20 protein-coding genes, 1 tRNA gene and 1 riboswitch are annotated in these 23176 nt (G+C 46.2%); of the genes, 6 read left to right on the top strand and 15 right to left on the bottom strand.

Features of this window, described 5'->3' with window-relative positions:
• Nucleotides 1-81: 81 nt before the first annotated feature.
• Both azu and O3681_RS09605 read right to left on the bottom strand, forming a co-directional pair.
• A complete protein-coding gene (gene azu / locus O3681_RS09610) occupies nucleotides 82-660 on the bottom strand; it encodes an azurin (RefSeq protein ID WP_371459836.1) in 579 nt (192 codons plus the stop codon).
• A gap of 291 nt (nucleotides 661-951) precedes the next feature.
• On the bottom strand, nucleotides 952-1374 hold the full coding sequence (locus O3681_RS09605) for a DciA family protein (RefSeq protein WP_199903877.1): 423 nt from the start codon (nucleotides 1372-1374) through the stop codon (nucleotides 952-954).
• A gap of 154 nt (nucleotides 1375-1528) precedes the next feature.
• Here O3681_RS09605 and secA point away from each other — a divergent pair, with 154 nt between their 5' ends.
• The 3 genes from secA to O3681_RS09590 all read left to right on the top strand — a co-directional run bounded on the left by secA (nucleotide 1529) and on the right by O3681_RS09590 (nucleotide 6070).
• Nucleotides 1529-4282 (top strand): preprotein translocase subunit SecA, encoded by a 2754-nt coding sequence (gene secA, locus O3681_RS09600; RefSeq protein WP_107724118.1) that lies wholly within the window; start codon nucleotides 1529-1531, stop codon nucleotides 4280-4282.
• A gap of 132 nt (nucleotides 4283-4414) precedes the next feature.
• A complete protein-coding gene (gene aroC / locus O3681_RS09595; protein ID WP_107724117.1) occupies nucleotides 4415-5515 on the top strand; it encodes a chorismate synthase in 1101 nt (366 codons plus the stop codon).
• A 117-nt stretch (nucleotides 5516-5632) separates the two neighbouring features.
• A complete protein-coding gene (locus tag O3681_RS09590) occupies nucleotides 5633-6070 on the top strand; it encodes a ProQ/FINO family protein (protein WP_107724116.1) in 438 nt (145 codons plus the stop codon).
• Between the two features lie 336 nt (nucleotides 6071-6406).
• Here the strand turns inward: O3681_RS09590 and O3681_RS09585 are convergent, their stop codons facing one another.
• Nucleotides 6407-7981 carry an anion permease gene (locus tag O3681_RS09585; RefSeq protein ID WP_300481818.1) on the bottom strand — a complete coding sequence of 525 codons (1575 nt, stop codon included), beginning with the start codon at nucleotides 7979-7981 and terminating at the stop codon, nucleotides 6407-6409.
• A 153-nt stretch (nucleotides 7982-8134) separates the two neighbouring features.
• On the opposite strand from O3681_RS09585, the gene O3681_RS09580 reads away from it, so the two are divergent.
• The gene (locus O3681_RS09580; protein ID WP_371459835.1) at nucleotides 8135-9238 is read left to right on the top strand and encodes an anhydro-N-acetylmuramic acid kinase; all 1104 of its coding nucleotides are present in this window, start codon (nucleotides 8135-8137) and stop codon (nucleotides 9236-9238) included.
• Nucleotides 9239-9301: 63 nt separating this feature from the next.
• Here the strand turns inward: O3681_RS09580 and O3681_RS09575 are convergent, their stop codons facing one another.
• From O3681_RS09575 to rlmD, 9 genes are all read right to left on the bottom strand, one after another.
• The gene (locus O3681_RS09575; RefSeq protein WP_049331125.1) at nucleotides 9302-10861 is read right to left on the bottom strand and encodes a TerC family protein; all 1560 of its coding nucleotides are present in this window, start codon (nucleotides 10859-10861) and stop codon (nucleotides 9302-9304) included.
• A gap of 453 nt (nucleotides 10862-11314) precedes the next feature.
• Nucleotides 11315-11710, bottom strand: a complete 396-nt coding sequence (locus O3681_RS09570) for a hypothetical protein (RefSeq protein WP_063069136.1) — start codon at nucleotides 11708-11710, stop codon at nucleotides 11315-11317.
• A 245-nt stretch (nucleotides 11711-11955) separates the two neighbouring features.
• Nucleotides 11956-12031, bottom strand: a tRNA-Asn gene (locus O3681_RS09565).
• Between the two features lie 98 nt (nucleotides 12032-12129).
• Nucleotides 12130-12489, bottom strand: a complete 360-nt coding sequence (locus tag O3681_RS09560; protein ID WP_070587466.1) for a roadblock/LC7 domain-containing protein — start codon at nucleotides 12487-12489, stop codon at nucleotides 12130-12132.
• Nucleotides 12490-12528: 39 nt separating this feature from the next.
• Nucleotides 12529-13170 carry a peptidase M23 gene (locus tag O3681_RS09555; protein WP_070587468.1) on the bottom strand — a complete coding sequence of 214 codons (642 nt, stop codon included), beginning with the start codon at nucleotides 13168-13170 and terminating at the stop codon, nucleotides 12529-12531.
• Nucleotide 13171: 1 nt separating this feature from the next.
• Nucleotides 13172-13708 carry an ATP/GTP-binding protein gene (locus O3681_RS09550; protein ID WP_003748733.1) on the bottom strand — a complete coding sequence of 179 codons (537 nt, stop codon included), beginning with the start codon at nucleotides 13706-13708 and terminating at the stop codon, nucleotides 13172-13174.
• 10 nt (nucleotides 13709-13718) lie between these two features.
• Nucleotides 13719-14822 carry a response regulator transcription factor gene (locus tag O3681_RS09545; RefSeq protein ID WP_107724113.1) on the bottom strand — a complete coding sequence of 368 codons (1104 nt, stop codon included), beginning with the start codon at nucleotides 14820-14822 and terminating at the stop codon, nucleotides 13719-13721.
• Nucleotides 14823-14845: 23 nt separating this feature from the next.
• Nucleotides 14846-16321 carry a 23S rRNA methyltransferase gene (locus O3681_RS09540; protein WP_107724112.1) on the bottom strand — a complete coding sequence of 492 codons (1476 nt, stop codon included), beginning with the start codon at nucleotides 16319-16321 and terminating at the stop codon, nucleotides 14846-14848.
• Nucleotides 16322-16445: 124 nt separating this feature from the next.
• A complete protein-coding gene (gene rlmD / locus O3681_RS09535; RefSeq protein ID WP_107868255.1) occupies nucleotides 16446-17771 on the bottom strand; it encodes a 23S rRNA (uracil(1939)-C(5))-methyltransferase RlmD in 1326 nt (441 codons plus the stop codon).
• A gap of 139 nt (nucleotides 17772-17910) precedes the next feature.
• Here rlmD and O3681_RS09530 point away from each other — a divergent pair, with 139 nt between their 5' ends.
• Nucleotides 17911-18972, top strand: coding sequence for a L,D-transpeptidase family protein (locus O3681_RS09530; protein ID WP_371459834.1), 1062 nt, complete (start codon nucleotides 17911-17913; stop codon nucleotides 18970-18972).
• Nucleotides 18973-19067: 95 nt separating this feature from the next.
• Here O3681_RS09530 and queC read toward each other — a convergent pair whose 3' ends face one another.
• Nucleotides 19068-19727, bottom strand: coding sequence for a 7-cyano-7-deazaguanine synthase QueC (gene queC / locus O3681_RS09525; RefSeq protein WP_371459833.1), 660 nt, complete (start codon nucleotides 19725-19727; stop codon nucleotides 19068-19070).
• A 3-nt stretch (nucleotides 19728-19730) separates the two neighbouring features.
• A riboswitch (PreQ1 riboswitch) is annotated at nucleotides 19731-19776 on the bottom strand.
• Nucleotides 19777-19847: 71 nt separating this feature from the next.
• Here queC and O3681_RS09520 point away from each other — a divergent pair.
• A complete protein-coding gene (locus tag O3681_RS09520) occupies nucleotides 19848-20447 on the top strand; it encodes a CDP-alcohol phosphatidyltransferase family protein (protein WP_107868258.1) in 600 nt (199 codons plus the stop codon).
• 51 nt (nucleotides 20448-20498) lie between these two features.
• Here the strand turns inward: O3681_RS09520 and O3681_RS09515 are convergent, their stop codons facing one another.
• The gene (locus O3681_RS09515; RefSeq protein ID WP_371459882.1) at nucleotides 20499-22145 is read right to left on the bottom strand and encodes a Pycsar system effector family protein; all 1647 of its coding nucleotides are present in this window, start codon (nucleotides 22143-22145) and stop codon (nucleotides 20499-20501) included.
• 382 nt (nucleotides 22146-22527) lie between these two features.
• Nucleotides 22528-22812 carry a PepSY domain-containing protein gene (locus O3681_RS09510; RefSeq protein ID WP_314460144.1) on the bottom strand — a complete coding sequence of 95 codons (285 nt, stop codon included), beginning with the start codon at nucleotides 22810-22812 and terminating at the stop codon, nucleotides 22528-22530.
• Between the last annotated feature and the right edge of the window lie 364 nt (nucleotides 22813-23176).

Here is a 23176-nt window from a genome sequence, read left to right as displayed (position 1 = left end):
TTTATTCTTAAATTAATGTTTCCAGATTATAACAAAACAGCCTGCGCAAGGCAGGCTGTCTGTTTTTAAGCTTAATGCGGATTAGTCAACCAAAGTAACTTTACCATTCATCAAAGCACCGTGACCTGGGAAGGTACAAGCGAATTTGTATTCGCCGCCAGCCAATTTAGCAGGATCCAGAGTCAGGGAAGCTTCTTCGCCGCCGCCAACCAGTTTGGTGTGGGCAACAACGCGTGCGTCGTCAGGTTTAACGTAGTCAGTTGCAGCAGCACCGGCACCGTCTTTGAAAATACCGTCCATGTCTTCGGCTTTACCGATGACGATGTTGTGACCCATGCTTTCTTTAGGTTGGGTACCGGTGTGTTTCAAAGTGATGGTGAATTCTTTACAAGCTTTGCTTACTTGGATTTCTTTAGTGTTGAACTGCATAGCGTCGTTGGCTTCAACAGTAGTTGCGCAGTTGCCGGCAGTAGGAGCGGCGGCAGCATCGGCTGGAGCAGCTTCAGAGGCAGGAGCGGCATCGGCAGGTGCAGTAGTTTCTGCAGGAGCAGCTTCAGAAGCAGCGGAAGCAGCAGGTGCTTCAGCAGGTTTTGCAGCTTCTTGAGAGCATGCAGCCAAGCCGATAACGGCAGCGGAAATCAGAGCCAGATAAGCTTTCATTGATGTATCTCCTAATGATGAGAGTCTTGTTAAGTTCTATTAATAGAACCCGCGCGAATATATTAACAAAGGCAAATGTCAAACTTAAACTTATTCACGCAGAGTGATAAGAAATTCAGGCGTTATTTTGCTACAAACTTCACACGAAATCAAAATTTCAGGCCAAGTTTACATCAGTTTACCTAAAAGAAAACAGTTACTGTTTAGGTCGTATTTCTTTAGTATTAGATGCTATCAGTCAAATGAAATAAATTTTAACATTTATTAACCATAATCCCATTCAGCATGATTTTAGCGGCTGTGCTTGCGTACCAATTCTGCCAATGCCGCTGCCAATTCGGGATGCCTGCCTTCCAATTTGGCCGCAGCTGCATCGAAGCTGTCCAAAGCAGCCTCGCTCAATCGCAAGCTGTTGGTTTTCGGCTGAGGAGGCGGTTTTGGGACCACCCTGACCGCCACTTCGCGTATTCCGTCATGCAATGCTTGCAACTTAGGCAACATGGCAGGCAGGATCATTTTTAAACGCGAAGCAGCCATATTGTTGGCAGCAAGCAAAACCAATCTTCCGTCTTCTACGCAGGCCGTCTGAAAATGCGGATGCAGGTTGGCCGGCAAAACCGTTTTGACTTTTGCATCCAATTTCCGCCATTGTTGCGATTGTTGCAACAAGCCCGCCAGTAAATGATCGCGCTTGCCCAATTGTGCTAAATCCATATATTTCAGACGGCCTTTCAGTAAATTAACCAAACAATTACAATTGAAATACAGCAAAACCGCCTTTATTTCAAACAGCATTACCGCGTTATACAAGCGCTTGTGTTAAAATCCCAATTTCGCCCACTATTATATCAAGGCGCAGGAATTATTCATGCTGACAAACATTGCTAAGAAAATCTTCGGCAGCCGCAACGACCGCCTGCTGAAACAATATCGTAAATCCGTTGCTAAAATCAATGCACTCGAAGAACAGATGAAAGCGTTGAGCGACGCAGATTTACAGGCCAAAACCGCCGAATTCAAACAACGCCTCGCTGACGGACAAACGCTAGATGATATTTTGGTTGAAGCCTTTGCCGTCTGCCGCGAGGCATCCCGCCGCGTATTGGGCATGCGCCACTTCGATGTACAGCTGATCGGCGGTATGGTCCTGCACAACGGCAAAATCGCCGAAATGCGTACCGGTGAAGGTAAGACATTGGTGGCCACCCTTGCCGTTTACCTGAATGCATTGTCAGGAAAAGGTGTACACGTCGTTACCGTCAACGACTACCTCGCCTCCCGTGACGCAGGCATTATGGAGCCGTTGTACAATTTCTTAGGCTTGAGCGTCGGCGTGATCGTAGCCGATTTGCAACCTTTCGAACGCCAAACCGCTTACGGTGCCGACATTACTTACGGTACAAATAACGAGTTCGGCTTCGACTACCTGCGCGACAATATGGTTACCGACCAATACGACAAAGTTCAGCGCGAATTGAACTTTGCCGTTGTCGACGAAGTGGACTCTATTCTGATCGACGAAGCGCGTACGCCGCTGATTATTTCCGGCCAGGCAGATGACAACATCCAGCTCTACCGCGTAATGGATGCCGTTCCGGCCCACCTTATCCGCCAAGAAACCGAAGAAGGCGAAGGCGATTACTGGGTGGACGAAAAAGCACACCAAGTTATTCTGAGCGAAGCCGGTCACGAACACGCCGAGCAAATCCTGACCCAAATGGGCTTATTACAGGAAAACGATTCGCTCTACTCTGCCGCCAATATTTCCCTGATGCACCACCTCATGGCGGCATTACGTGCGCACACTCTGTTCCACAAAGACCAACACTACGTCATTCAAGACGGTGAAATCGTGATTGTGGACGAATTCACAGGCCGTCTGATGGCCGGTCGCCGCTGGTCCGAAGGCTTGCACCAAGCCGTTGAAGCCAAAGAAGGCGTAGAAATCAAACGCGAAAACCAAACGCTTGCATCTATTACCTTCCAAAACTACTTCCGCCTGTACAGCAAACTGTCTGGCATGACCGGTACGGCCGACACCGAAGCCTTCGAGTTCCAAAGCATTTACAACCTCGAAACCGTCATCATCCCGACCAACCGTCCGGTACAACGTAAAGACTTCAACGACCAAATCTTCCGCTCAGCCGAAGAAAAATTTGAAGCCGTTGTCAAAGACATTGCCGAATGCCACAAAAACGGCCAACCGGTTTTGGTCGGTACCACCAGCATCGAAAACTCCGAACTGGTTTCTGACTTATTACATAAAGCAGGTCTGCCGCATAACGTTCTGAACGCCAAAGAACACGAGCGCGAGGCATTGATTGTGGCCCAAGCCGGTAAAGTTGGCGCGATTACCGTTGCCACTAACATGGCAGGCCGCGGTACCGATATTGTCTTGGGCGGCAACCTCAAACATCAAATCGAAGCCATCCATGCCGATGAAACCCTGAGCGAACAGCAAAAACAAGCGCAAATTTCCGCCCTTGAAAGCGGTTGGCAAGCCGAACACGACCAAGTTGTGGCCGCAGGCGGTTTGCACATTATCGGTACAGAACGCCACGAAAGCCGCCGTATCGACAACCAATTGCGCGGTCGTGCAGGCCGTCAGGGCGACCCAGGCTCCAGCCGTTTCTACCTGTCGTTTGAAGACCCATTGCTGCGCCTGTTTGCACTCGACCGTGCCGCCGCCATCCTCAACCGTCTGGCACCTGAGCGCGGCGTTGCCATCGAACACGGCCTGCTGACCCGTCAAATCGAAGGCGCGCAACGTAAAGTCGAAGGTCGCAACTTCGATATGCGTAAACAGGTTTTGGAATACGATGACGTTGCCAACGACCAACGTAAAGTGATTTACCATCAACGCAACGAAATCCTGACGACTAAAGACGTCAGCGATTTGACCCGCGAAATCCGTGCCGACGTTATCAGCGACTTGGTTGATTACCACATCCCGCCTGACAGCATGGAAGAGCAATGGGACATTCCGGCACTAGAGCACCAACTTGCCGCCGATTTCCGCCTGCATGTCGATATTAAAGGCTGGTTGAAAGAAGACAGCACTTTGGACAACCAAGACATTAAAGAGCGCCTCATCAAACGCATCGAAGACGAATATGCCGAAAAAGTCGAATTGGTCGGCAAACAGGCTATGTCTGATTTCGAACGCAATGTTATGCTGCAAGTTATCGACAACCAATGGCGCGAGCACCTCGCCGCTATGGACTACTTACGCCAAGGTATCCATCTGCGCAGCTATGCTCAGAAAAATCCAAAACAGGAATACAAACGCGAAGCTTTCGCCATGTTTGAAAACCTGTGGCGCGGTATCAAACAAAACATTGCCGCTTTGCTGACCGCCGTTCAAATCGAGCGCAACAGTGAATACGACCACACTGCCGCACAAAGCGTCAGCGATGTTCAAACCGTCCACTCCGATGCGCCTGATATGGAAGAATTGCTCGGCCAATCGCAAACCGATTTGGTTACCGAAGCGTTCGACCCTGACGGCACAGACTTCAGCCCTGAAGCGCTTGCACAAAACGGCCTGATTGTTCACCGCAACGATCCTTGCCCTTGCGGCAGCGGCCTGAAATACAAACAGTGCCACGGCAAATTGAACTAAGCAGTCATCTCAAAAGGCCGTCTGAACAAGTGTAAAAACGAAATCAAAGATTCTCGTTTCCCTGTTCAGACGGCCTGAGAATTATCCAAACAAGCAAAAAATTTCCAAACCCAATTTCAAAAGAGTATCCCTATGGCAGGCAACACCTTCGGACAAATCTTTACCGTTACCACTTTCGGCGAAAGCCACGGCGCAGGCTTGGGCTGCATCATTGATGGCTGCCCGCCCGGATTAGAACTGAGCGAAGCGGATATCCAGCTTGACCTTGATCGCCGCAAACCCGGCACCAGCCGCCACGTTACCCAGCGCCGCGAAGCCGACCAAGTCGAAATCCTCTCCGGCGTATTCGAAGGCAAAACCACCGGTACACCCATTGCCCTCCTAATCCGCAATACCGACCAACGCAGCAAAGACTATGGCAATATCGCCACCAGCTTCCGCCCTGGTCACGCCGATTACACCTACTGGCACAAATACGGTACACGCGACTATCGCGGCGGCGGTAGAAGTTCCGCCCGCGAAACCGCTGCCCGCGTTGCCGCCGGAGCAGTTGCAAAAAAATGGCTGAAAGAAAAATTCGGCACTGAAATTACCGCCTACGTTACCCAAGTCGGTGAAAAAGAAATCCAGTTTGAAGGCTACGAATATATTTCCCAAAATCCTTTTTTTGCAGCAAACCAAAGCCAAATTGAGGACTTGGAAAACTATATGGACAGCGTGCGCAAATCATTGGATTCTGTCGGCGCAAAACTTCATATCGAAGCAGCCAATGTCCCTGTCGGCTTGGGCGAACCTGTTTTTGACCGCCTCGATGCAGAAATTGCCTATGCCATGATGGGCATCAATGCTGTCAAAGGTGTGGAAATCGGCGCAGGTTTTAATAGCGTAACGCAACGTGGCAGCGAACACGGTGACGAGCTCACGCCACAAGGTTTTCTATCCAACCACTCAGGCGGCATCTTGGGCGGCATCAGCACCGGACAAAACATTCATGTAAATATTGCCATCAAACCGACCAGTTCCATCGCCACACCGCGCCGCAGTATTGATATAGAGGGCAACCCTGTCGAGCTTGCCACACACGGCCGCCACGACCCCTGCGTCGGATTACGCGCCGCTCCGATTGCAGAAGCCATGCTGGCATTGGTCTTGATCGACCACGCCTTACGCCATCGTGCGCAAAATGCCGATGTTCAGGTTAATACACCGGACATTGCCAAATTGGAAAAATAACCGTTTATTTCTGAATATTCTCAGAAAAATTTAGCCAAATCACAGTCTTTATACTACAATAGCACCTTATTGCCGTATGACGAAAATACGGATTTATATTAGAGGAATACAACCGCAATGGCACAAGAAACCGCTTTGGGCGCTGCGCTGAAATCTGCCGTCCAAACCATGAGCAAGAAAAAACAGACAGACATGATTGCCGACCACATTTACGGCAAATATGATGTTTTCAAACGATTCAAACCGTTGGCCGTTGGCATCGACCAAGACTTGGTTGCCGCCCTACCCCAATACGACCCTGCACTGATTGCACGCGTACTGGCCAACCACTGCCGCCGTCCACGCTATCTGAAAGCCCTGGCTCGCGGCGGCAAACGTTTTGACTTGAACAACCGCTTCAAAGGCGAAGTCAGCGCAGAAGAACAAACCATCGCCCAACAGCACCCAGCCGTTCAACAGGCATTAGCTGCACAAGCCGAACGCCAAGCCGCTAAGGCTACCGCTGAAACAGAAGCGGCTCCTGTACAAGCGGAGACCAACGAAGCTGCCGAATAATGTTCAGACGGCCTGATAAGGCTTGCACTAAATAAATAGAGACCCCAATTCAATACGACATCTTTAACATCGATGAATTGGGGCTTTTTTATTGCCTTAACCTTATAGTAGACTGATTAAAAATAGCTTTTTCCCTCACCAAGCCAAGTTTTGAAACCAAAATCTTTGCTAAGATATTCCCAATAAGGTATTTCTCTATTACCTTGATTATTCTTATATCAGTTCAAACATTGAACAGCATGATTTATACATCGTTAAAACAAACTAAAATTTATACCTTACAAAATTAACCGTCTGAAATATCTTTCAGACGGCCTTTTGAAATAAAATAATCAATTAAAACACGGCTTGCAAAACCAAATAGCTGACAACAGACAAAACGGCAGCGGCAGGCAAGGTAATAACCCAAGCAAGGCCGATCGGTTTCATCAATTTCCAGTTGGCATTGCGGTTAACCAAGCCGATACCCAAAACGGCACCCACCAAAATATGGGTACTGGAAACAGGCAAGCCCATAAATGATGCGGCCATCACGACAGCAGCGGCAGAAAGCTCTGCAGAAAAACCTGATGCAGGGTGCATTTCTGCCAAGCTGGTGCCTACGGTTTTAATCACTTCTTTACCGACAAACCACAAACCGACGATCAAAGCGATACCGAAAGTCAACATGGCAATCGGCGGCACGGCGTTTTGAGCAGTAATGCTGTTGGTACGCAACACATCCATAATCGCGGCAAACGGACCAATCGCATTGGCAATATCGTTTGCACCATGGCTGAATGCGAAACCGCAAGCGGTAAATACCTGCATCCATGAGAACATTTGGAAGGTTGATTTATCCAAATCTTTGCGTTTCAAACTTTTGGCGAATACAAACGTACCCATCCAAATAGCCGCACCGATCATGAAAATGGTCAGGAAGCTGTTGACATTGCTCATGCCCAAATGCAGATTTTTCAGACCTTTGAAAATCAACATGGCCGCAATCATCATACCGCCGACAGAAGCAATGAACGGCACCCAAGAATGCAGGGCTTTGTAAGAATCCACTTCGCCCTTACGGCTGTCAAAGCGGTACAGGCCGCGATAATACTCAGACTGCAACTCTTCGGGATCAAAGTCCGGCTCATCATAAATTTGGGCATCGTGCGCCATTTTGGTGGCGTATTCGACTTTTTCAGATTCACTCAAGGCTTCAAAAAACAGGCGGTGCTCTTCTTTATAGGCTTTCTTCTCCAGCTTGATGCCTTTCAGCGTATTGCCGGCCCAAGAGTTGTAATCCAAAACATTTTTCTTGATTCGTGAAAACAACAGATAGGAAACGATGCCACCCAAAACCGGGGACAAAATCCAAGACAAGGCAATCTCACCCAATTTATCCCACTGAATCAATGCAACGGAATCTACGCCGTTTAACGTCGCCATGCACAATGCACTACCGACAATACCGCCGATAATGGCATGTGTCGTGGAAACCGGCAGGCCTTTGTGCGAGGCAAAAAGCAGCCACAATGCCGCAGCCAAAAGCGCAGACATCATAATAAAGACAAACTGCATCGGATCCAGATGCATGCCATTCAAATCGACAATACCCTTACGGATGGTATCTGTTACCTCGCCACCGGCAATCACTGCGCCGCTGACTTCAAATACTGCCGCAATCAGCAAAGCTTGCGGAATAGTCAATGTGCCGGAGCCGACACTTGTACCGAAAGAGTTGGCAATATCGTTACCACCCACATTAAACGCCATGAAGACGCCGAAAAAGGTAGCAAGGATAAACAGGCCGGAGTGGTTGTAGTGGGTATAACCCAGGCCCCAATAAATAAAATAGCCGACCATGCTCACAAGCATAGCGGCAAAAACCGTATTAATCAGCTTCAAGTTCGCACTCGACTGAGTTTGAGCCATGGAAAGTTTCCTTTTGGAAAACATGTTGAGTCGTGTTATTTTAACCTTTTTGTAATCTTTCTTGCACCAACTATTTACATTAAATGCCGAAATTCCCGTAAAAACGTCAAAAGGCGTTAAAATGTCGTTTTACCTTCTCTTTCTGTAACCGAAATGCAACCCCAATACTATATCGGTATCATGTCAGGAACCAGCATGGACGGTGCCGATGCCGTACTGATTCAAATGCAGGGCAAGCAATGGCAACGAGCCGTTGCCCACAGCTTTCTACCCTATTCAGACGGCCTGCGCCAAGAATTGTTGGCACTGCAAGACATAGGCGAAAATGAATTGCACAGAAGCAATATCCTGGCGCAAACACTCAGCCGCCTATACGCCCAAACCGTCCAACAACTATTGGCAGAACAAAACCTGTCGGCTAAAGACATTGCCGCAATCGGCTGTCACGGACAAACCATCCGCCATGCACCTGAACACGGTTACAGCATTCAACTGGTCAACCTCTCGCTTTTAGCCGAACTGACCGGCATTTTCACGGTCGGCGACTTCCGCAGCCGCGACCTTGCCTGCAACGGTCAAGGTGCGCCCCTCGTCCCCGCTTTTCACGAAGCGCTATTTCAAGATGCGAATGAAACCCGAGCCGTACTCAACATTGGAGGCATTTCCAATATCAGCATCCTCCCGCCCGACAGCCCTTCTTTCGGCTTCGATACCGGCCCCGGCAATATGCTGATGGATGCATGGATGCAACATATCTGGCAGCAGCCTTACGACAAAAACGGGGAAAAAGCCGCACAAGGCAAAATCCTCCCTGACCTGCTCGCTTCCCTGCTCGATCATCCTTACTTCAGCCGCCCTTATCCGAAAAGCACAGGCCGAGAATTGTTTTCCCTAGGCTGGCTTCAAGGCCGTCTGAAAGGTAATGAAAAGCCGGAAGATGCGATACGCACATTGGTCTTTTATACTGCACAAACTATTTTTGACGCGACCAAACAAGCTGCTCCGGCGATTCATCATCTTTATATCTGCGGTGGCGGCATCCGCAATCCGGTTTTGATGCAAGACTTGGAAACCCTGTTTTCTCCCGACACCAAATTGCACAGCACAGCCAAGCTCCATCTTGACCCGCAATGGGTTGAAGCTGCCGCTTTTGCCTGGCTTGCAGCCTGTTGGTGCAATCAAGTTCCAAGCAATCCCTACCATGCGACGGGCGCACATTCATACCGAATTTTAGGCTCGGGACATTACGGTAACTAAAGTCGGATAAATAAAAAGGCCGTCTGGACATTTTCAGACGGCCTTTACTATATTAGCTTTTACTTATTCTTCTTCCGGCAAACGATTGATTTTTACACGGGCAATCCGTTGTCCGTCCTTCTCAACCACTTCAAAACGCCAGCCATGATAATCGATGAAATCACCCACATCAGGAATACTTTGCAATTCTTCCATAATCAAACCGGCAACAGTATGAAAGTCCGCGTCTTCCTCTTGAGCAGGCAGATTTAACTGGGAAGCCAATTCCACATACTCCAATGCACCATCCACAGACAGCGTTTCATCCTGACTGGCTGGAGCAGCCTCTTCTTCCTCACGCTCGAATTCTTCGGGGAATTCACCGGCAATGGTTTCCAACAAATCTTTCATGGTCACCATACCCAACACCGCACCAAATTCATCCACCACCAAGGCATAATCCGCGCTGCTTTGACGGAACAATTCAATCGCATTCAACGCTGTCGTACTGTCCGGCAAAATTAATGGCTGGCGCAAGGCCGTCTGAATATTGATTTCACCCGATTCAAGCAGCTGGTTCAGCAAATCTTTTTTACTGATATAGCCCAAAGGCTCATCTACACCTGCCTTACCAACAACCAACAAACGGCTATACGGCGTATTTTTCAACTGCGCATTTTGTTCTTCCCGACTTTGGGAAATATCCAATTTCTCGATTTCCCGACGCGGAATCATCACGCCCATAATCGGACGCTCCGCCAAAGTCAGCACGCTGCGAATCATGGATTTTTCGTTTTCTTCAAAATGCTCGTCATCACCGCCGTTATCGCCTGCTTTTGCCAAAATGCTTTCGCGGATACCCATCATGCCCAACACATTTTCAGCGGTACGCTTACGCCAAGAGGTACTGATGTAGTCATTTTTGCGGGCATTCTTTTGCGAAACCTGATTAAACAGTTCGATCAAAATCGAGAAGCCGATCGCCGCATACAAATAGCCTTTCGGAATATGGAAATGGAAGGCTTCCGCGATCAGGCTGAAACCAATCATCAACAAGAAACCCAGACACAACATCACAACGGTCGGATGCTTGTCCACAAAGGCAGTCAACGGTTTGCTGGCAGAAATCATCACAGTCATCGCCACAACAACCGCCCCCATTGCCACCACAATATGATCCACCATCGCCACTGCCGTAATAACAGAATCGATAGAGAAAACCGCATCCAAAATCAAGATTTGCGCCACAACGCCCCAAAAAGAAGAATGCTTCTTCTGCCCTTCAGCAACCGCAAATTGATTGTGGCCTTCAAGGCGTTCGTGCAGCTCGGTAGTCGCTTTATAAAGCAGGAAAATACCGCCGGCAAACATAATCATGTCTTTGCCGGAAATCTCCAAGCCACCCAGTTCAAACAAAGGACGCGTCAGCGTCATGATGTGCGCCATAAAGCCCAGCATGAAAATCCGAATAACGACAGCCAAACCCAAGCCCGTTATCCGCGCCCTATCCCGTTGCGACGGTTTGACCTTGTTTGCCAAAATCGCTACGAAAACAAGGTTATCAATACCTAAAACAACTTCCAACACCAGAAGCGTGGCAAAGCCTATCCAAGTATGCGGCTCGGCCAACCAACTGAAATCCATAATGATTGCGTTCCTTTAAAATACAAAAAGGCAGCCGTTCCGCTTAAAACGGACAGACTGCCAAATTTCGGGCATAAATAAAGGGAAAGAAGCGGTATAACAACTACTCTGCTCTGCGTCTTTCATGAAAAATTTATGCCTCGGTCAACAATAATGGCAAACAGTTTATCAGTTTGACGAAAGAAAGGCAAAGTCTGACAGCATATTTTCTTTTAAAAACAGCCTACAGCTGCCAATCAATCACTTTCTCCAGCTTTAACAAAAGGAATCGGTCGATGTATTTGTTGATCATAGTTTGTTCGGTTTGCTGAAAGAAGATTCTTATAAGGAATTCCCTAAATGCCTGGGTAAAAACTTAGGTTTTTTTACTAAGGTCTCAAGCCGTCTGAAAATTGGGATTTTTTCAGACGACACGGTTTATATAGACAATAATTTTCTTAGAAAATATAACGATTATATTCTTTCAGAAATTACGGATATACTTAATCTCCATACAGTTAAAGTAATTAATCTGCCATCTAAATAAGAATATTCTAATTGAAGAGCATCATCTTCAAAGCAAATATTTCCAGCTGTAAATGTATTGCCATCTAGCCTACCTGTTATCTTATATTGTGTACTATCACCTATTCTTTCAAAAGGAATAATAACAGATTCATCTGTATTAACCTCTTCCAATATAAATTCATCAATAATGAAATAGTCAAGTTCCACATTGTAAACTTTATTTACTTCAATAGCCATTGGACAACAATTAAGGAAACAATATAGATCGTTATTTTCTATAGAAAAATATGCAAATTCCTCAATTGTTTCATCCATTTTTTTTAGCTTTGCTGAGTAAATCATTTTTAACCTTTCATAAATTATTTTACTTCATAAATTGTTTTATCTTTTGGATTGCTACGATTTATAGCTTTCCAAAACTCTTTTCCACTTTTCACATGGATGGTTGTGGTGTAACCTTAATGATTTGTTCCTATAAAGGCTGATGAATTAAGTGTAATCATTTAATCAATTATCATCAAAATATCTTAAAATATTAACCAATAGATAAAATAAAAACCACCATACAAGATGGTGGTTTTCAAATCTGGCTCCCCGACCTGGGCTCGAACCAGGGACCTGCGGATTAACAGTCCGTCGCTCTACCGACTGAGCTATCGGGGAATTAAAGATGAAATTATATAGAAAATATCAGAAGCCTGTCAAGCAACAATCTATATAAAAACAAAAATATTTTTATATCTTTTTAATTTATAAAAATTTTATAAGATTTCAGAAATTTGTTTAGCCGCACGTTTCGCATCCAACAAAATCAAGCCCAATTTACCGCTTTCTTTTGCCATCAATGCCAATACTGCATTTTCACCTGCTTGACTCAACAGAATATAGCCATTTTTACCTTTAACCATTACCTGATCCAATTCACCGCAAGCCAGCTCATGTACGGAACGATTGCCCAATGCCAAAAGCGTTGCTGACATCGCACCTACACGGTCTGCATTCAGGTGGGAAGGCAGCATGGTTGCGATCGGCAGGCCGTCTGTAGAAATAACTGCAGAAGCAGTGATATCAGCAGAGGTATTGTTCAAATCGCTTAATACAGAGATTAATAGTTGTTGCATAGTCGCTCCATTCTAAAATAAATATCGGTCAGGCAAAAATCAACGGCTGCCGTATCGGTGGTACAGCACTTTAACCAAAGTAACAAAAGCCTCTTTATTTAAGTCAGGCATTCCGCCAATTACCAAAATCAGCTTGGTCATGCCAATATACAGAGGGAAAAAGGTCAATTCACTTTGGCCTGAAGGATCACAAATACCCCATGCGCTATTATTGATATGCAGGTTATTGCGAATCAAAAGACGGTGATTGTCTTCCATTTTGGCCACTTCGCTCGCCAAAAGGCCCAATTCTTCTGCTGCCTCATGATGGAAATTAGCATTGGCAAAATACAAACCGTTTTCATCAGCCAACAAAGCTTTGCCAGAATTAGACAACTGTTCCAATAATGTCGGTAATTGTTCGTCAGTCAGATGGATGTCCTCTGTGCTGATTTCCTCATCACCGTACAAAAACTCCAAGCGTTGGAGACGATACAACAGGTTTAAAGCGGTATTGATATCGCTGGTGTCTGCCCACGCCAAAAGTTTTTCACTGCTGATGGTTTCAGACGGCTCTGCACGCAACAGACCATACAATAAAGTTCTGCTGGCACTGGGCGTATCACTTGAAACAGCATAATACGCACCCGCCGGTGTAATCTTAGGATATAAATTTGCTTGTAAAGAGAGTGTCGCTTCCATCTTATACCTCTAATCCGGGGTCAATTGAGAACAACATGGCAGTAACCAATTGTTTTACATCGTCTTCTCGACGCGCATCAATCTCAAAAACCGGTACATTAAAATTATTCTGTGCTAAATACTTTTGATAAACATCCACGCTTGGTAAGGATCGGATATCCATCTTCGTTACCCCTACAACCAGAGGCGCTTTTTTCAGCAACTCCCGGAATGCATCCAAGAAAAATTGCAAGTCTTTCAATGGGTTACTTCTTGTATTATCTAAAAGAAGTACCAAGCCCATGCTGCCTTGGCTCAGAATTTCCCACATGAAATTAAAACGCTCCTGACCAGGCGTACCATAAAGGTGAACCTTGGTTTCCTCATCCAAATGAATGACACCGTAGTCCATTGCCACAGTCGTGTACCCCTTGCGGACAAGTGTCATATCGGATGCGGATGCATCGGTTTGAACCGGCGGTTCATCAGATAAAGCTGAAATTGCAGTGGTTTTACCTACGCCGACAGGACCGGTAAAGATAATTTTATTTTCTTTCATGACGTGTCCTTTACGATTTGCCCAGCAACTTACGCATCAGGCGTTGCAACAGGCCGCGAGGTTGTTCTTTCGACGGACCGGCAATTTTTTGAGCCTCTTTGCTCATCGCTGTTTCAGGTACGTCTTTGCTATTCACATCAATCTGTTCGTTCAACGAAGGCGTATTGTTCGCATCAGTTGCAAACTCTGTATCTGTCGCTAAAAAGCCTGTCAGATATGTTGCCGATAAATAATTCAAAATATCAGGCATTTCTAAAGGCATGACTTTATAGAGGATGTTCAGATTAACAGATGTTTTCGTCAGAAATGCCGACAAACGCATAGATTCCGGAACATGCGCCAAACGGGTTAAGTTTGGCCACCGCTTGAGTGTAAAGACAGTTTGCGGCGTCATCGGATAAATCAGACGGCCTGATGCAGTCCAAATAGCCATTTGCCACAAGCATGACATAATGGTGACTTTGGCTTTTTCTTTCCATTGAGGATTATCAGGAACAGCCTTACACACAACAGCCAAGTTATCGTTCTTACACAATTTCTCCAACTCATTGGCACTGACTGTCAACAGCACTCTCTGGATACTAGGAAACACGATTAATATCGGCTTGCCTTCATGCAAGACAGCAATATCTTGGTGTCCTTGACTGGCAAATTTCAGCGCGCCCAACAAGCCTTTATTTGGATTAAATCGGCGAATGGTTGCTTTTCTTGTACCATCGGAATTGGATTGTCTTTTATTCTCTTCAGCCGCTTGTTGTTCAGACGGCTCAAAAACATTCCCGCCCTGAGCCAGGCTGCGCAAAACAGGAAACAAGGTATCGAATTTAACCGGTTTAGCCAAATAAGGAGTCGTTACGGTTGGCAATTCAGAAGAAAACATTGCCACAGGCACTTGCGGATAAGTTTTCTTCGACTCTTTCCAAGCTTCTACACCTGCCGGAGTATCGGTATCAACCAATACCAAATCCGGTCTTTCATCAGAATCAGGAGAAACGATGACGTAATTCGTCGTATTGTGCATTTTAAATGCCATACGGAATACCGCCTGCTGTTGCTCACCCATCTCCTGTAACATAACCCGTATGGTTTTAATTTTTGGTAAATGATTATTCATCACTCGTACTTTCTACGATTATCTTATTTTTTTGAATATTGGTTCATTCGTTGCAAGAGACGGCTCATTGCCAAGACAACCTCTTCAGGCAGGCTGACAACACGCTCGCGCAACAAGCGCAGAAATTGTTCCAAACGTCCCCAATCTTCAACGCGTTCGTACAAATCAAACAAGATAATGTACAACTGCGATTCCTGTGGATACCGCAAAACAGCCTGTTCCAAAGTACCGATGGCCAAATCCAACTGACCGTAGGCTAACAAAGATTCCACTTCTTTCAGAGCTTCATCAGCAGGTGAAGAGCTGGCGCTGATAACCGAAGAGTCTTTTTGAACCAACTCACGATATTTGGCTTTCATCTGCAAAGAACTTGGCTGAATATACCCGCGTTTTAAGCCAATCTCTTTAATTTGCTGTTCAGACGGCCCTTTTTCCAAATCATCAAAAATTTCGTGATAACCAAGGCTATAACCCCAGCCAAGCATACGTTCTTTTACTTGACGGCCATATTGACCCAAAGAGTGGTAAAGCTTCCACAGATGCTTGGCAAACTGCCCTACTTCTTCATTCTGATAATCCAGACGCAAGGCATCGATAATGAGACCAGCAGGCTTCGCAGAAGTTTGGATTGCTTTGTTGTATTGATGCAAAGCAGTCTCGTAGCTGATCTTGTCTTTCAGGATTTTTGCACTACGTTCCGGTTTGGCAAAACCAATAACCGCGCCCATCTCTTCAGGGCTGATTTCGCCAAAGTCTTTCTTGCCTAATACGATAGGCGCACGTTTGCCCATACCTGGCACGACAATGCGTTCAGCCGAATCGTTCTCAAAGGCAATATGCTCGTCGGAAGAAACTTCCAAACCGCTTTGCTCGCCAATTTGACGGTCCACTTCCTGCATATTCCAACCGAGATGATGCTCGGCGAAAACACGCAGGCGTAGGTTGGTAGAATCCAAAGCCAGACCGGCTTTCAGGTATTCGGCTACGCTGTCTTCAGAAAGGGAAGCACTATGGCGCTCAAGCGTATCCGCCAGCATATCGATATTGCCAACTCGCAGATTCAAACCAATTAATTCATGAACCAGCTTTTCCGGAGCACCGTCTTCCAAAGTATTGAGATAACCGGCCAAAGACTCTGCAGCCTTACTCTCATAGCCGAACTGTTTATAAACCTGATATTCGGTCAACGGATCGACTTCTTGTGCGGAGATAGAAGCTGTTGCATCGTTTGAGCCACTTCCACCCCATTCCCAGTCTTGATTATCCGCATTGGAAACTGTCTGGTTGACCTTCTCAATCCAGTCGTTTCCATCCTCAGAGGAGGCTGTATGAGCAGCAGATGTACGGCCGCTTTTTGATGCATGTGCGCTTTGTTTGTCTGAATTGTTACTTTGTTTATGACGAACAAAAAACAACACCAGCAAAAAAAGCACCAGCAAAAAAATAGTTAAAAGTTGATAGTTCAAGAACACCTCCCGGTCTTGTGCTGCAAACTGCATTTATTAACATCTGTTGCTTTACACGCAACTTCAACGTTATTCATTCCCCAAACGAATGATGATAACATGAATGCACTCATTTTTACATTAAAAACCCTACTCACATAAAGGACTTGATACCAATTTACAACTCGAACACACCGATGGATTCAACATGCGAGGTTTGTGCAAACATATTCATGATTCCCGCCGCCTTAAACTTATAGCCCTTATCAACCAAGACACCGGCATCTCGTGCAAATGTTGATGGATTGCATGAAACATATACTATCTTTTTGGGAAAAAACGGCTTATGTAGCGATTTGACAACAGCATAAGCCCCACTTCTCGGCGGATCCAGTAGCATCTTGTCAAATTGCCCCCATGACTCAACAGTCTTTTCATCGGTATCGAACAAGTCGGCAACAGAAAACGTCATATTCTCAGCACAACGATTCAGGCGGGCATTTTCCCTTGCCCTATCTACCAAATAATCAGCGCCTTCAATACCGACAACCGATGCGCCACTTTTCGCCAGCGGCAAACTAAAATTGCCCAAACCGCAAAACAGATCGGCAATCCGCTCCCCTTTTTGAGGGTTTAAAAGTCTGACCGCCCTTGCCACCATCACTTCGTTCAGCTGCGCATTAATCTGCGTAAAATCACCGGGTTTGTAAGGCATTTCCACATCAAACTGAGTAAAAGTATAGTTCAGGTCAGGCGCGTTCTCAGGGTAAAACGGCAAGGACTCGGCATGATCCTGCAACCATATTTGCCATGCCTTTTCAGCACCCGACAATATCTTATCAAACCAATTACGCAATTCGCTTAATATTTGTCCAAACGGTTGATTTACGAAACGAATGTTGAGCACCGTCAAATTTTTTCCGCAATAAAACTCAACAAATTTCACTTTCACACCATCATCATGCAGCTTTTGCAGCAAATTTCGAACATCAGACAATCTATCGGACACATGCTTAGGCAAAATATGGCAATGGTGGATATTGACAACATCATGGCTTTTTTTGGCCTGAAAACCGAGTTTCAGACGGCCTTGTTTATCCACCGAAACACTTAAACGCGCTCTATCGCGATAATACCAGGAGTAACCATATAAAGGAGGTAAAATTATTTCCGGCTTAACCTTACCTATCCGTTCCAACTGCTCTTCCAAAATCCGTTGCTTTAACGCAACTTGCGCTCCGAAAGAAACATGTTGAAGCGAACAGCCGCCACATGTATCAAAATAGCAACAGGCTGGTTCGACACGTTCGGAAGAAGCCTTCAAAACCTTTTCAACTTGAGCCTCGGCAAACTGCTTTTTCTCTTTATGTATGGTAAACGTTACACGCTCTCCAGGCAGCGCACCGCCGATAAATACGGTCTTCCCATCAACTCTGGCAACACCCCTGCCCTCATAATCCAAAGAAAAAATTTCCGCCTTTTGATACCGTTCTTTCACACTCATACCGTTTCCATCAGACAGCCGCTTACCGGCCGTCTGACTGTCTTCCAATACCGAAAGCGCATATTTTCTCACAAAAACACAGAGTTTCAGGTATCATGCGCCAAAAACTTTCATTTCAAACCCTACAAAAAAAGACGACATGAAAAAAATACTGTTCGGCCTGACAGCCGCCCTTTTAACTTCAGCCGCTGCTGCAAACACACTTATTCCAGACGTCTCCCCCGCCTCTTCCGGACAACACGTCGTTATCAATATTACGCAACAGCGTTTGTTCCTCTACGACAATGGCAAACTGAGCAAAATTTATCCTGTTGCTGTCGGTAAAGCCATGACCCAAACCAACCTGGGCGAACATAAAATCGGCGCAAAAGCCTACAACCCGGTTTGGCACATCCCTAAATCTATTCAAAAAGAACGCAATGACGGCGTAAAAAGCGTACCGGCCGGCCCAAACAATCCGCTGGGCCCGGTATTTGTCCGTCTTGGCGACCCTAAATTGAGCCTTGGCATTCACGGCACCAATGCCCCTGCCAGCGTACCTGGCGTCCGCAGCCATGGTTGCGTGCGCATGAAATCGCCTGATGCATTGGAATTTGCCAAAACCATCGCAACAGGTTCCCCTGCCTCCGTTATCTACCAAATGGCAAGTCTGAACGAAGATGCCAACCAAAACTTATGGCTGGCTGCCTATCGTGACCCATACGACAAGAAAAACCTTGATACGGCTGCACTGAAAAAAAGCATTGCCGCCTGGGCAAAAGCGCACGGTAAAACCATTCCTGCCGCGCGTGTAGATGCGATCCTGAAAGGTCGCACCGGCGCGGCAAACTGTCTGACCTGCGCCAAAGGCGTGAAACTCAAATCGCCTTTGAAATCTTTGGCATGGACTAGCGGCACGGATGCTTACAGCAAACCAAAAGTCATGCCGAAACCAGCTCCAGCTAAAGATGTGGTATTGCCTCAAGGCACTGAAATCGAAGTCGATGCTACCGACGATACAAACAAGGCAGCATCCGAACCGAAACAAAGCGTTCGTCCGACTCCGGTGAAACCGGCAAAACCTGCTGCCAAACCGGCAACTACTCCTGCCGAGACGCCTGCTTCCGCGCCTAAAGCCGCTTCCGAACCGGCTACTGCCCCGGCCTCTGCTCCTGTAAAAGAGACTCCGGCAAGCAGCGAACCGGAAGATTTGCTGTTCTAAGCAGAACAAAATACATAGCCAAAGGCCGTCTGAAACGAATTGTTCAGACGGCCTTTTCGTACAAATGGATATTGGAAATATAGGCCTCTCTTGATTCAGACGGCCTTTTTGCTTTCCAAATATTCTGACAAGCCGCGTTCGCGCAAAATACAGCTTGGGCATTCATGACAACCGCTGACCACACCGTTATAACAGGTATGCGTATGCTCGCGAATATAATCCAACACACCCATTTCATCCGCCAATGCCCAAGTTTGCGCTTTGGTTAAATACATCAAGGGCGTGTGGATTTGAAAAGCGTAATCCATAGCCAGATTCAGCGTAACATTCATCGACTTGACGAACACATCGCGACAGTCGGGATAACCGGAAAAATCGGTTTCGCACACGCCGGCAATGATATGGTGTATCCCCTGCCCTTTGGCATAAATAGCGGCGTACAGCAAAAACAAAGCATTGCGTCCATCTACAAATGTATTGGGCAGGCCGTCTGAAGCTGTTTCAATGGACGCTGTATCATCCATCAACGCGTTATGCGTAATCTGTTGCATCAGGCTCAAATCGAGTACGGTCTGCTTCACGCCTAAATCTTGGGCAATCCAACGCGCGCGCTCCAATTCGATGGCGTGGCGTTGTCCATATTGAAAAGTGATGGCCTGCACATTTTCACGGCCATATGTTTGAATTGCCTGAATCAGGCAGGTTGTTGAATCCTGCCCGCCCGAAAAAATAACGAGGGCCTGCTGTTTTTCCATAGTAAATTCCTAGTTTTGTTAACGCGGGAGGTTTGCGAACCGCGTGATTTGAAGATTGACGGATTATAACGGATTTCGTCTATAATCACGGCACTTCATTTTCTTTTATATAGCATAATTATGAGCATCTACGCCCTGAAACCAAAATTTCAAAACCTGTTGCGCCCCATTGTTAAGCGACTGTATCAAAAAGGCATTACTGCTAATCAGGTCACTCTGTTTGCCTGCGCTGTTTCCATTTTGATCGGTTTACTTTTAGCATTGTTTACAGGTGTATCCACATTATTCTGGCTTTTGCCGATCTGGTTGTTTGTCCGCATGGCGCTGAATGCAATCGACGGCATGTTGGCAAGGGAGTTCGGCCAGCAATCGGCATTAGGCGGTTATTTGAATGAAATCACCGATATTGCCGCCGATGCTGCTTTGTATCTGCCTTTTGCCTTCATCGCGCCCTTCGGCGGCGTGCAAATCGCCCTGTTTATTTGGCTGGCGGCAATGACCGAGTTTTGTGGCGTTTTGGGACAAGTTCATGGCAACGGCCGTCGTTATGACGGGCCATTCGGCAAAAGCGACCGCGCATTCTTTATCGGCGCATTGGCAGTATGGTATGCAATCGCCGGCAGCTTCCATTCGACTTTCTATATCCTTATGTGGCTGGCCTGCGCGGCATTGGTTTATACCTGCTACAAACGCGTCATCAATGGCTTGAAGGCCGTCTGAAACCATAAACTATCGGTTTCAGACGGCCTTTTATCCATCAGCCGAGATAACTTACTGTTTACCCAACTGACTGTAATCTACCAACATATACTTGGCAGTAATTTTCTGCGAAGCATTACCTTCGTCACCCATCAAAATCATCTGCGGCTTGCCGTTAATGGTAATCGAATCAACAGCTTCAACGTTGGTGATGTGTTGCAGATTAGGCAGAGAGATTTTTTGCGGTTCATCGGTCGGATTACCGCTCCAAGTCCACAGTTGTGAGAATTTCTGTCCATTCTCATCCTTCACTTCATTGGCGATAACGTAGGTTTTCAACACAGGATCATAGTTGAGGGAACGGATACCGCCGCCATCAATATCAATCACCGCCACTTCATCAAACTCAGGCTTGGCATTGCGCTCAAACACATCTTTCGGATTGCTGATAAACGCGACCAAAGCCATGTTGTTGAACTCAGGATCACGAAATCCCAAAACAAGACGTTTTTTCACCGGATCAAACGCCATGCCCTCAATATTGATTTCTTCAAAAGAAACTTCTGCCTTGGTTCGCTCGCGAATCAAATCATGCAGCTTATGATCGGTTTCCAAAACTTGCGTCAGATTATCGTAGCTGGTCAGCCCCAACACATTGCCGTCTTGGATTTTAAAGCGCATCAGGTGTTCGCGGTCAGGCGAGCGGTTGCCTTTACGGGTGCGAGAATGTGAAGTCAGCGCGTAGATAAAGCCTTCATCGTCGCGTGCCAAAGCCTCCAAGTCGCTGAGACGACGTTTGAAACCGGTAATCACGCGTGTATCCAATGCCTCGTCTTCCACAAACCTGCCGGTTTTATCAATGCTGATGATACTGAACGCATGGTTTGGTTCGTCTTCCGCGATCAGCAATTTACCATCCGGAAGCTGTTGTACGGCAGAAGGCTCAAATACGCCGTTAAACATATTGATACCCAGCGAGCGCAACTCTGCCTCGTTGTTGGCTGGAGGCGTCAGCAATGACGGCAATGTTTTCACGCCGATAAATGCTGCTAACGAAGCCAGCAAGCCCCAGCGGAATACAGCGTAAGATAAATTGATGTATTTGAACTGTTTGTCCGCCAACAAACCAAGCCAATAAAGATGGTCGCTCATCTTTTCATAGATTTGTTTACGGTCGCCCATAATCTCCTGCATCATTTCCCAATATTGATCTTTTTGCAGCTTCACACGGTCTTCATAAATCAAAATATTGGGTTGGCTGCCGCCAAAAAAGCGCGTTTCGGTACTGCTGAGGCGGGTTTTCAAATCCCGCAGTTTCGAACGGCCTCGGACAAAATCCTTAAACCATGTACGCGCCGCCTGCATTTTGCCGATACGTTCCGGCGAAGCAGAAAGCAATGCAAACACGATAGACGCAGCGGCAGTAATCATAAACGTACTGGCCGGAATCAAAAACTCGGGCGACGATGAAAAAATAAACGCGCCCGAAATCATCAGCGCAGAAACAATAAAACCATTCAGCGAAATCATAATGTTCGCTTTGGTTGCCGCCAGCGCCAACAATTCCATCTCCGAGCGTACGGCGTTGCGGAACATGGTTTCCACGCCCTTATTCGTACCCAACAAATCAGGCGCATTCAAATCCTCGGCTTTATTTTTTTTCTTCTTCGCCTTATCTTTTTTACGTTTGGCTTTCTTCTCGTTTTTTTCAGACGGCATTTCAGGATGTTCAACCACTCCCTGACCTTCTACCGTTTCCTGAATTTCTACCGCGTCAGCCACAACCTCAACTTCATTTTCAACCACACCGTTTTGACTGTGATCCCAAAAATCAACATCCTGTTGGGATTCGGCAGCTGTGCCGTCATTTAAAGGTTTTTCTTGGTCGCCTATCTGCTTCGGTTGACCATCTTCCTTCCAATCATTCAAACTCATATCATGACTCTCAACATCAAACACTTTGAATTAAATGGAAAATAAAAAAGCATATTTAGTTCATTTATTTTAGATAATTTACATGCTATTTACATTCTTTAAATGCCTAAATAGCAAACTGTCGCAGGACCAAAAGCCCTGCGACAATCCACTTTATATCGAAATATTAATAATCGATGCGTTCTTTAATAATTTTCAAATCAGGGTAAGACAAAACAATGTCGTACTCACGGCCATCTTTAAAAGCCTCAATATCCAATACAGGCTGGCCGCGACGGCTGTCGGCTTCAACATCGTGGACTTGATAGCCGCGTTGTTCCAATATTTTTACGGCTTTAGCACGATTTTGCTCGAAGTTTTTGTCGTTGTAGATTTTGTGTTCGATATAATCGCTGGCACCGGCAGTAGCGGCAGACAAAACAACGATGGCGGTCAATAAGAATTTTTTCATGTTTGATTTCCTTTTCAAATGTGTATTCGGGTTTCGATGGATGTATTAAAACATGACAAAATTAGCAGTTAATTAGTGCTTGGTTAAACGCAGTAAAGGCCGTCTGAAAACTATTCAGACGGCCTAAGCGATTCCCCTTAGGAAGAAATAAGAGAAAAAATTTGGCAACAATATGATAACGATAAGTCCCGTCTGACTGTATTTCGTAAATTAATTACGAAACAAAGAGTTTATGATGATATGTCGGTAGTAGTTTGTAAGGTTATCCAAACACCCTCTATCTAACCTTTTAACGATTACTGTCATCAGTTTTAAGTGAAATTTGGAATCATCTTTTACCATGTCTCCCCATCATTTCATTCGT

Source organism: Neisseria sp. 27098_8_158 (assembly GCF_041433145.1).
Taxonomy (GTDB): domain Bacteria; phylum Pseudomonadota; class Gammaproteobacteria; order Burkholderiales; family Neisseriaceae; genus Neisseria; species Neisseria subflava_E.
This window is presented reverse-complemented; position numbering and strand designations above follow the sequence as displayed.

Bases quoted from the DNA above. Each gene is read 5' to 3' on its own strand.
- azu (WP_371459836.1), bottom strand. From the start codon at position 660: ATGAAAGCTTATCTGGCTCTGATTTCCGCTGCCGTTATCGGCTTGGCT.
- O3681_RS09605 (WP_199903877.1), bottom strand. From the start codon at position 1,374: ATGGATTTAGCACAATTGGGCAAGCGCGATCATTTACTGGCGGGCTTG.
- O3681_RS09520 (WP_107868258.1), top strand. From the start codon at position 19,848: ATGAGCATCTACGCCCTGAAACCAAAATTTCAAAACCTGTTGCGCCCC.
- O3681_RS09560 (WP_070587466.1), bottom strand. From the start codon at position 12,489: ATGCAACAACTATTAATCTCTGTATTAAGCGATTTGAACAATACCTCT.
- O3681_RS09585 (WP_300481818.1), bottom strand. From the start codon at position 7,981: ATGGCTCAAACTCAGTCGAGTGCGAACTTGAAGCTGATTAATACGGTT.
- queC (WP_371459833.1), bottom strand. From the start codon at position 19,727: ATGGAAAAACAGCAGGCCCTCGTTATTTTTTCGGGCGGGCAGGATTCA.
- O3681_RS09540 (WP_107724112.1), bottom strand. From the start codon at position 16,321: ATGCAGTTTGCAGCACAAGACCGGGAGGTGTTCTTGAACTATCAACTT.
- O3681_RS09580 (WP_371459835.1), top strand. From the start codon at position 8,135: ATGCAACCCCAATACTATATCGGTATCATGTCAGGAACCAGCATGGAC.
- O3681_RS09570 (WP_063069136.1), bottom strand. From the start codon at position 11,710: ATGATTTACTCAGCAAAGCTAAAAAAAATGGATGAAACAATTGAGGAA.
- O3681_RS09555 (WP_070587468.1), bottom strand. From the start codon at position 13,170: ATGGAAGCGACACTCTCTTTACAAGCAAATTTATATCCTAAGATTACA.
- O3681_RS09575 (WP_049331125.1), bottom strand. From the start codon at position 10,861: ATGGATTTCAGTTGGTTGGCCGAGCCGCATACTTGGATAGGCTTTGCC.
- aroC (WP_107724117.1), top strand. From the start codon at position 4,415: ATGGCAGGCAACACCTTCGGACAAATCTTTACCGTTACCACTTTCGGC.
- O3681_RS09515 (WP_371459882.1), bottom strand. From the start codon at position 22,145: ATGCCGTCTGAAAAAAACGAGAAGAAAGCCAAACGTAAAAAAGATAAG.
- O3681_RS09530 (WP_371459834.1), top strand. From the start codon at position 17,911: ATGAAAAAAATACTGTTCGGCCTGACAGCCGCCCTTTTAACTTCAGCC.
- O3681_RS09510 (WP_314460144.1), bottom strand. From the start codon at position 22,812: ATGAAAAAATTCTTATTGACCGCCATCGTTGTTTTGTCTGCCGCTACT.
- O3681_RS09550 (WP_003748733.1), bottom strand. From the start codon at position 13,708: ATGAAAGAAAATAAAATTATCTTTACCGGTCCTGTCGGCGTAGGTAAA.
- rlmD (WP_107868255.1), bottom strand. From the start codon at position 17,771: ATGAGTGTGAAAGAACGGTATCAAAAGGCGGAAATTTTTTCTTTGGAT.
- secA (WP_107724118.1), top strand. From the start codon at position 1,529: ATGCTGACAAACATTGCTAAGAAAATCTTCGGCAGCCGCAACGACCGC.
- O3681_RS09545 (WP_107724113.1), bottom strand. From the start codon at position 14,822: ATGAATAATCATTTACCAAAAATTAAAACCATACGGGTTATGTTACAG.
- O3681_RS09590 (WP_107724116.1), top strand. From the start codon at position 5,633: ATGGCACAAGAAACCGCTTTGGGCGCTGCGCTGAAATCTGCCGTCCAA.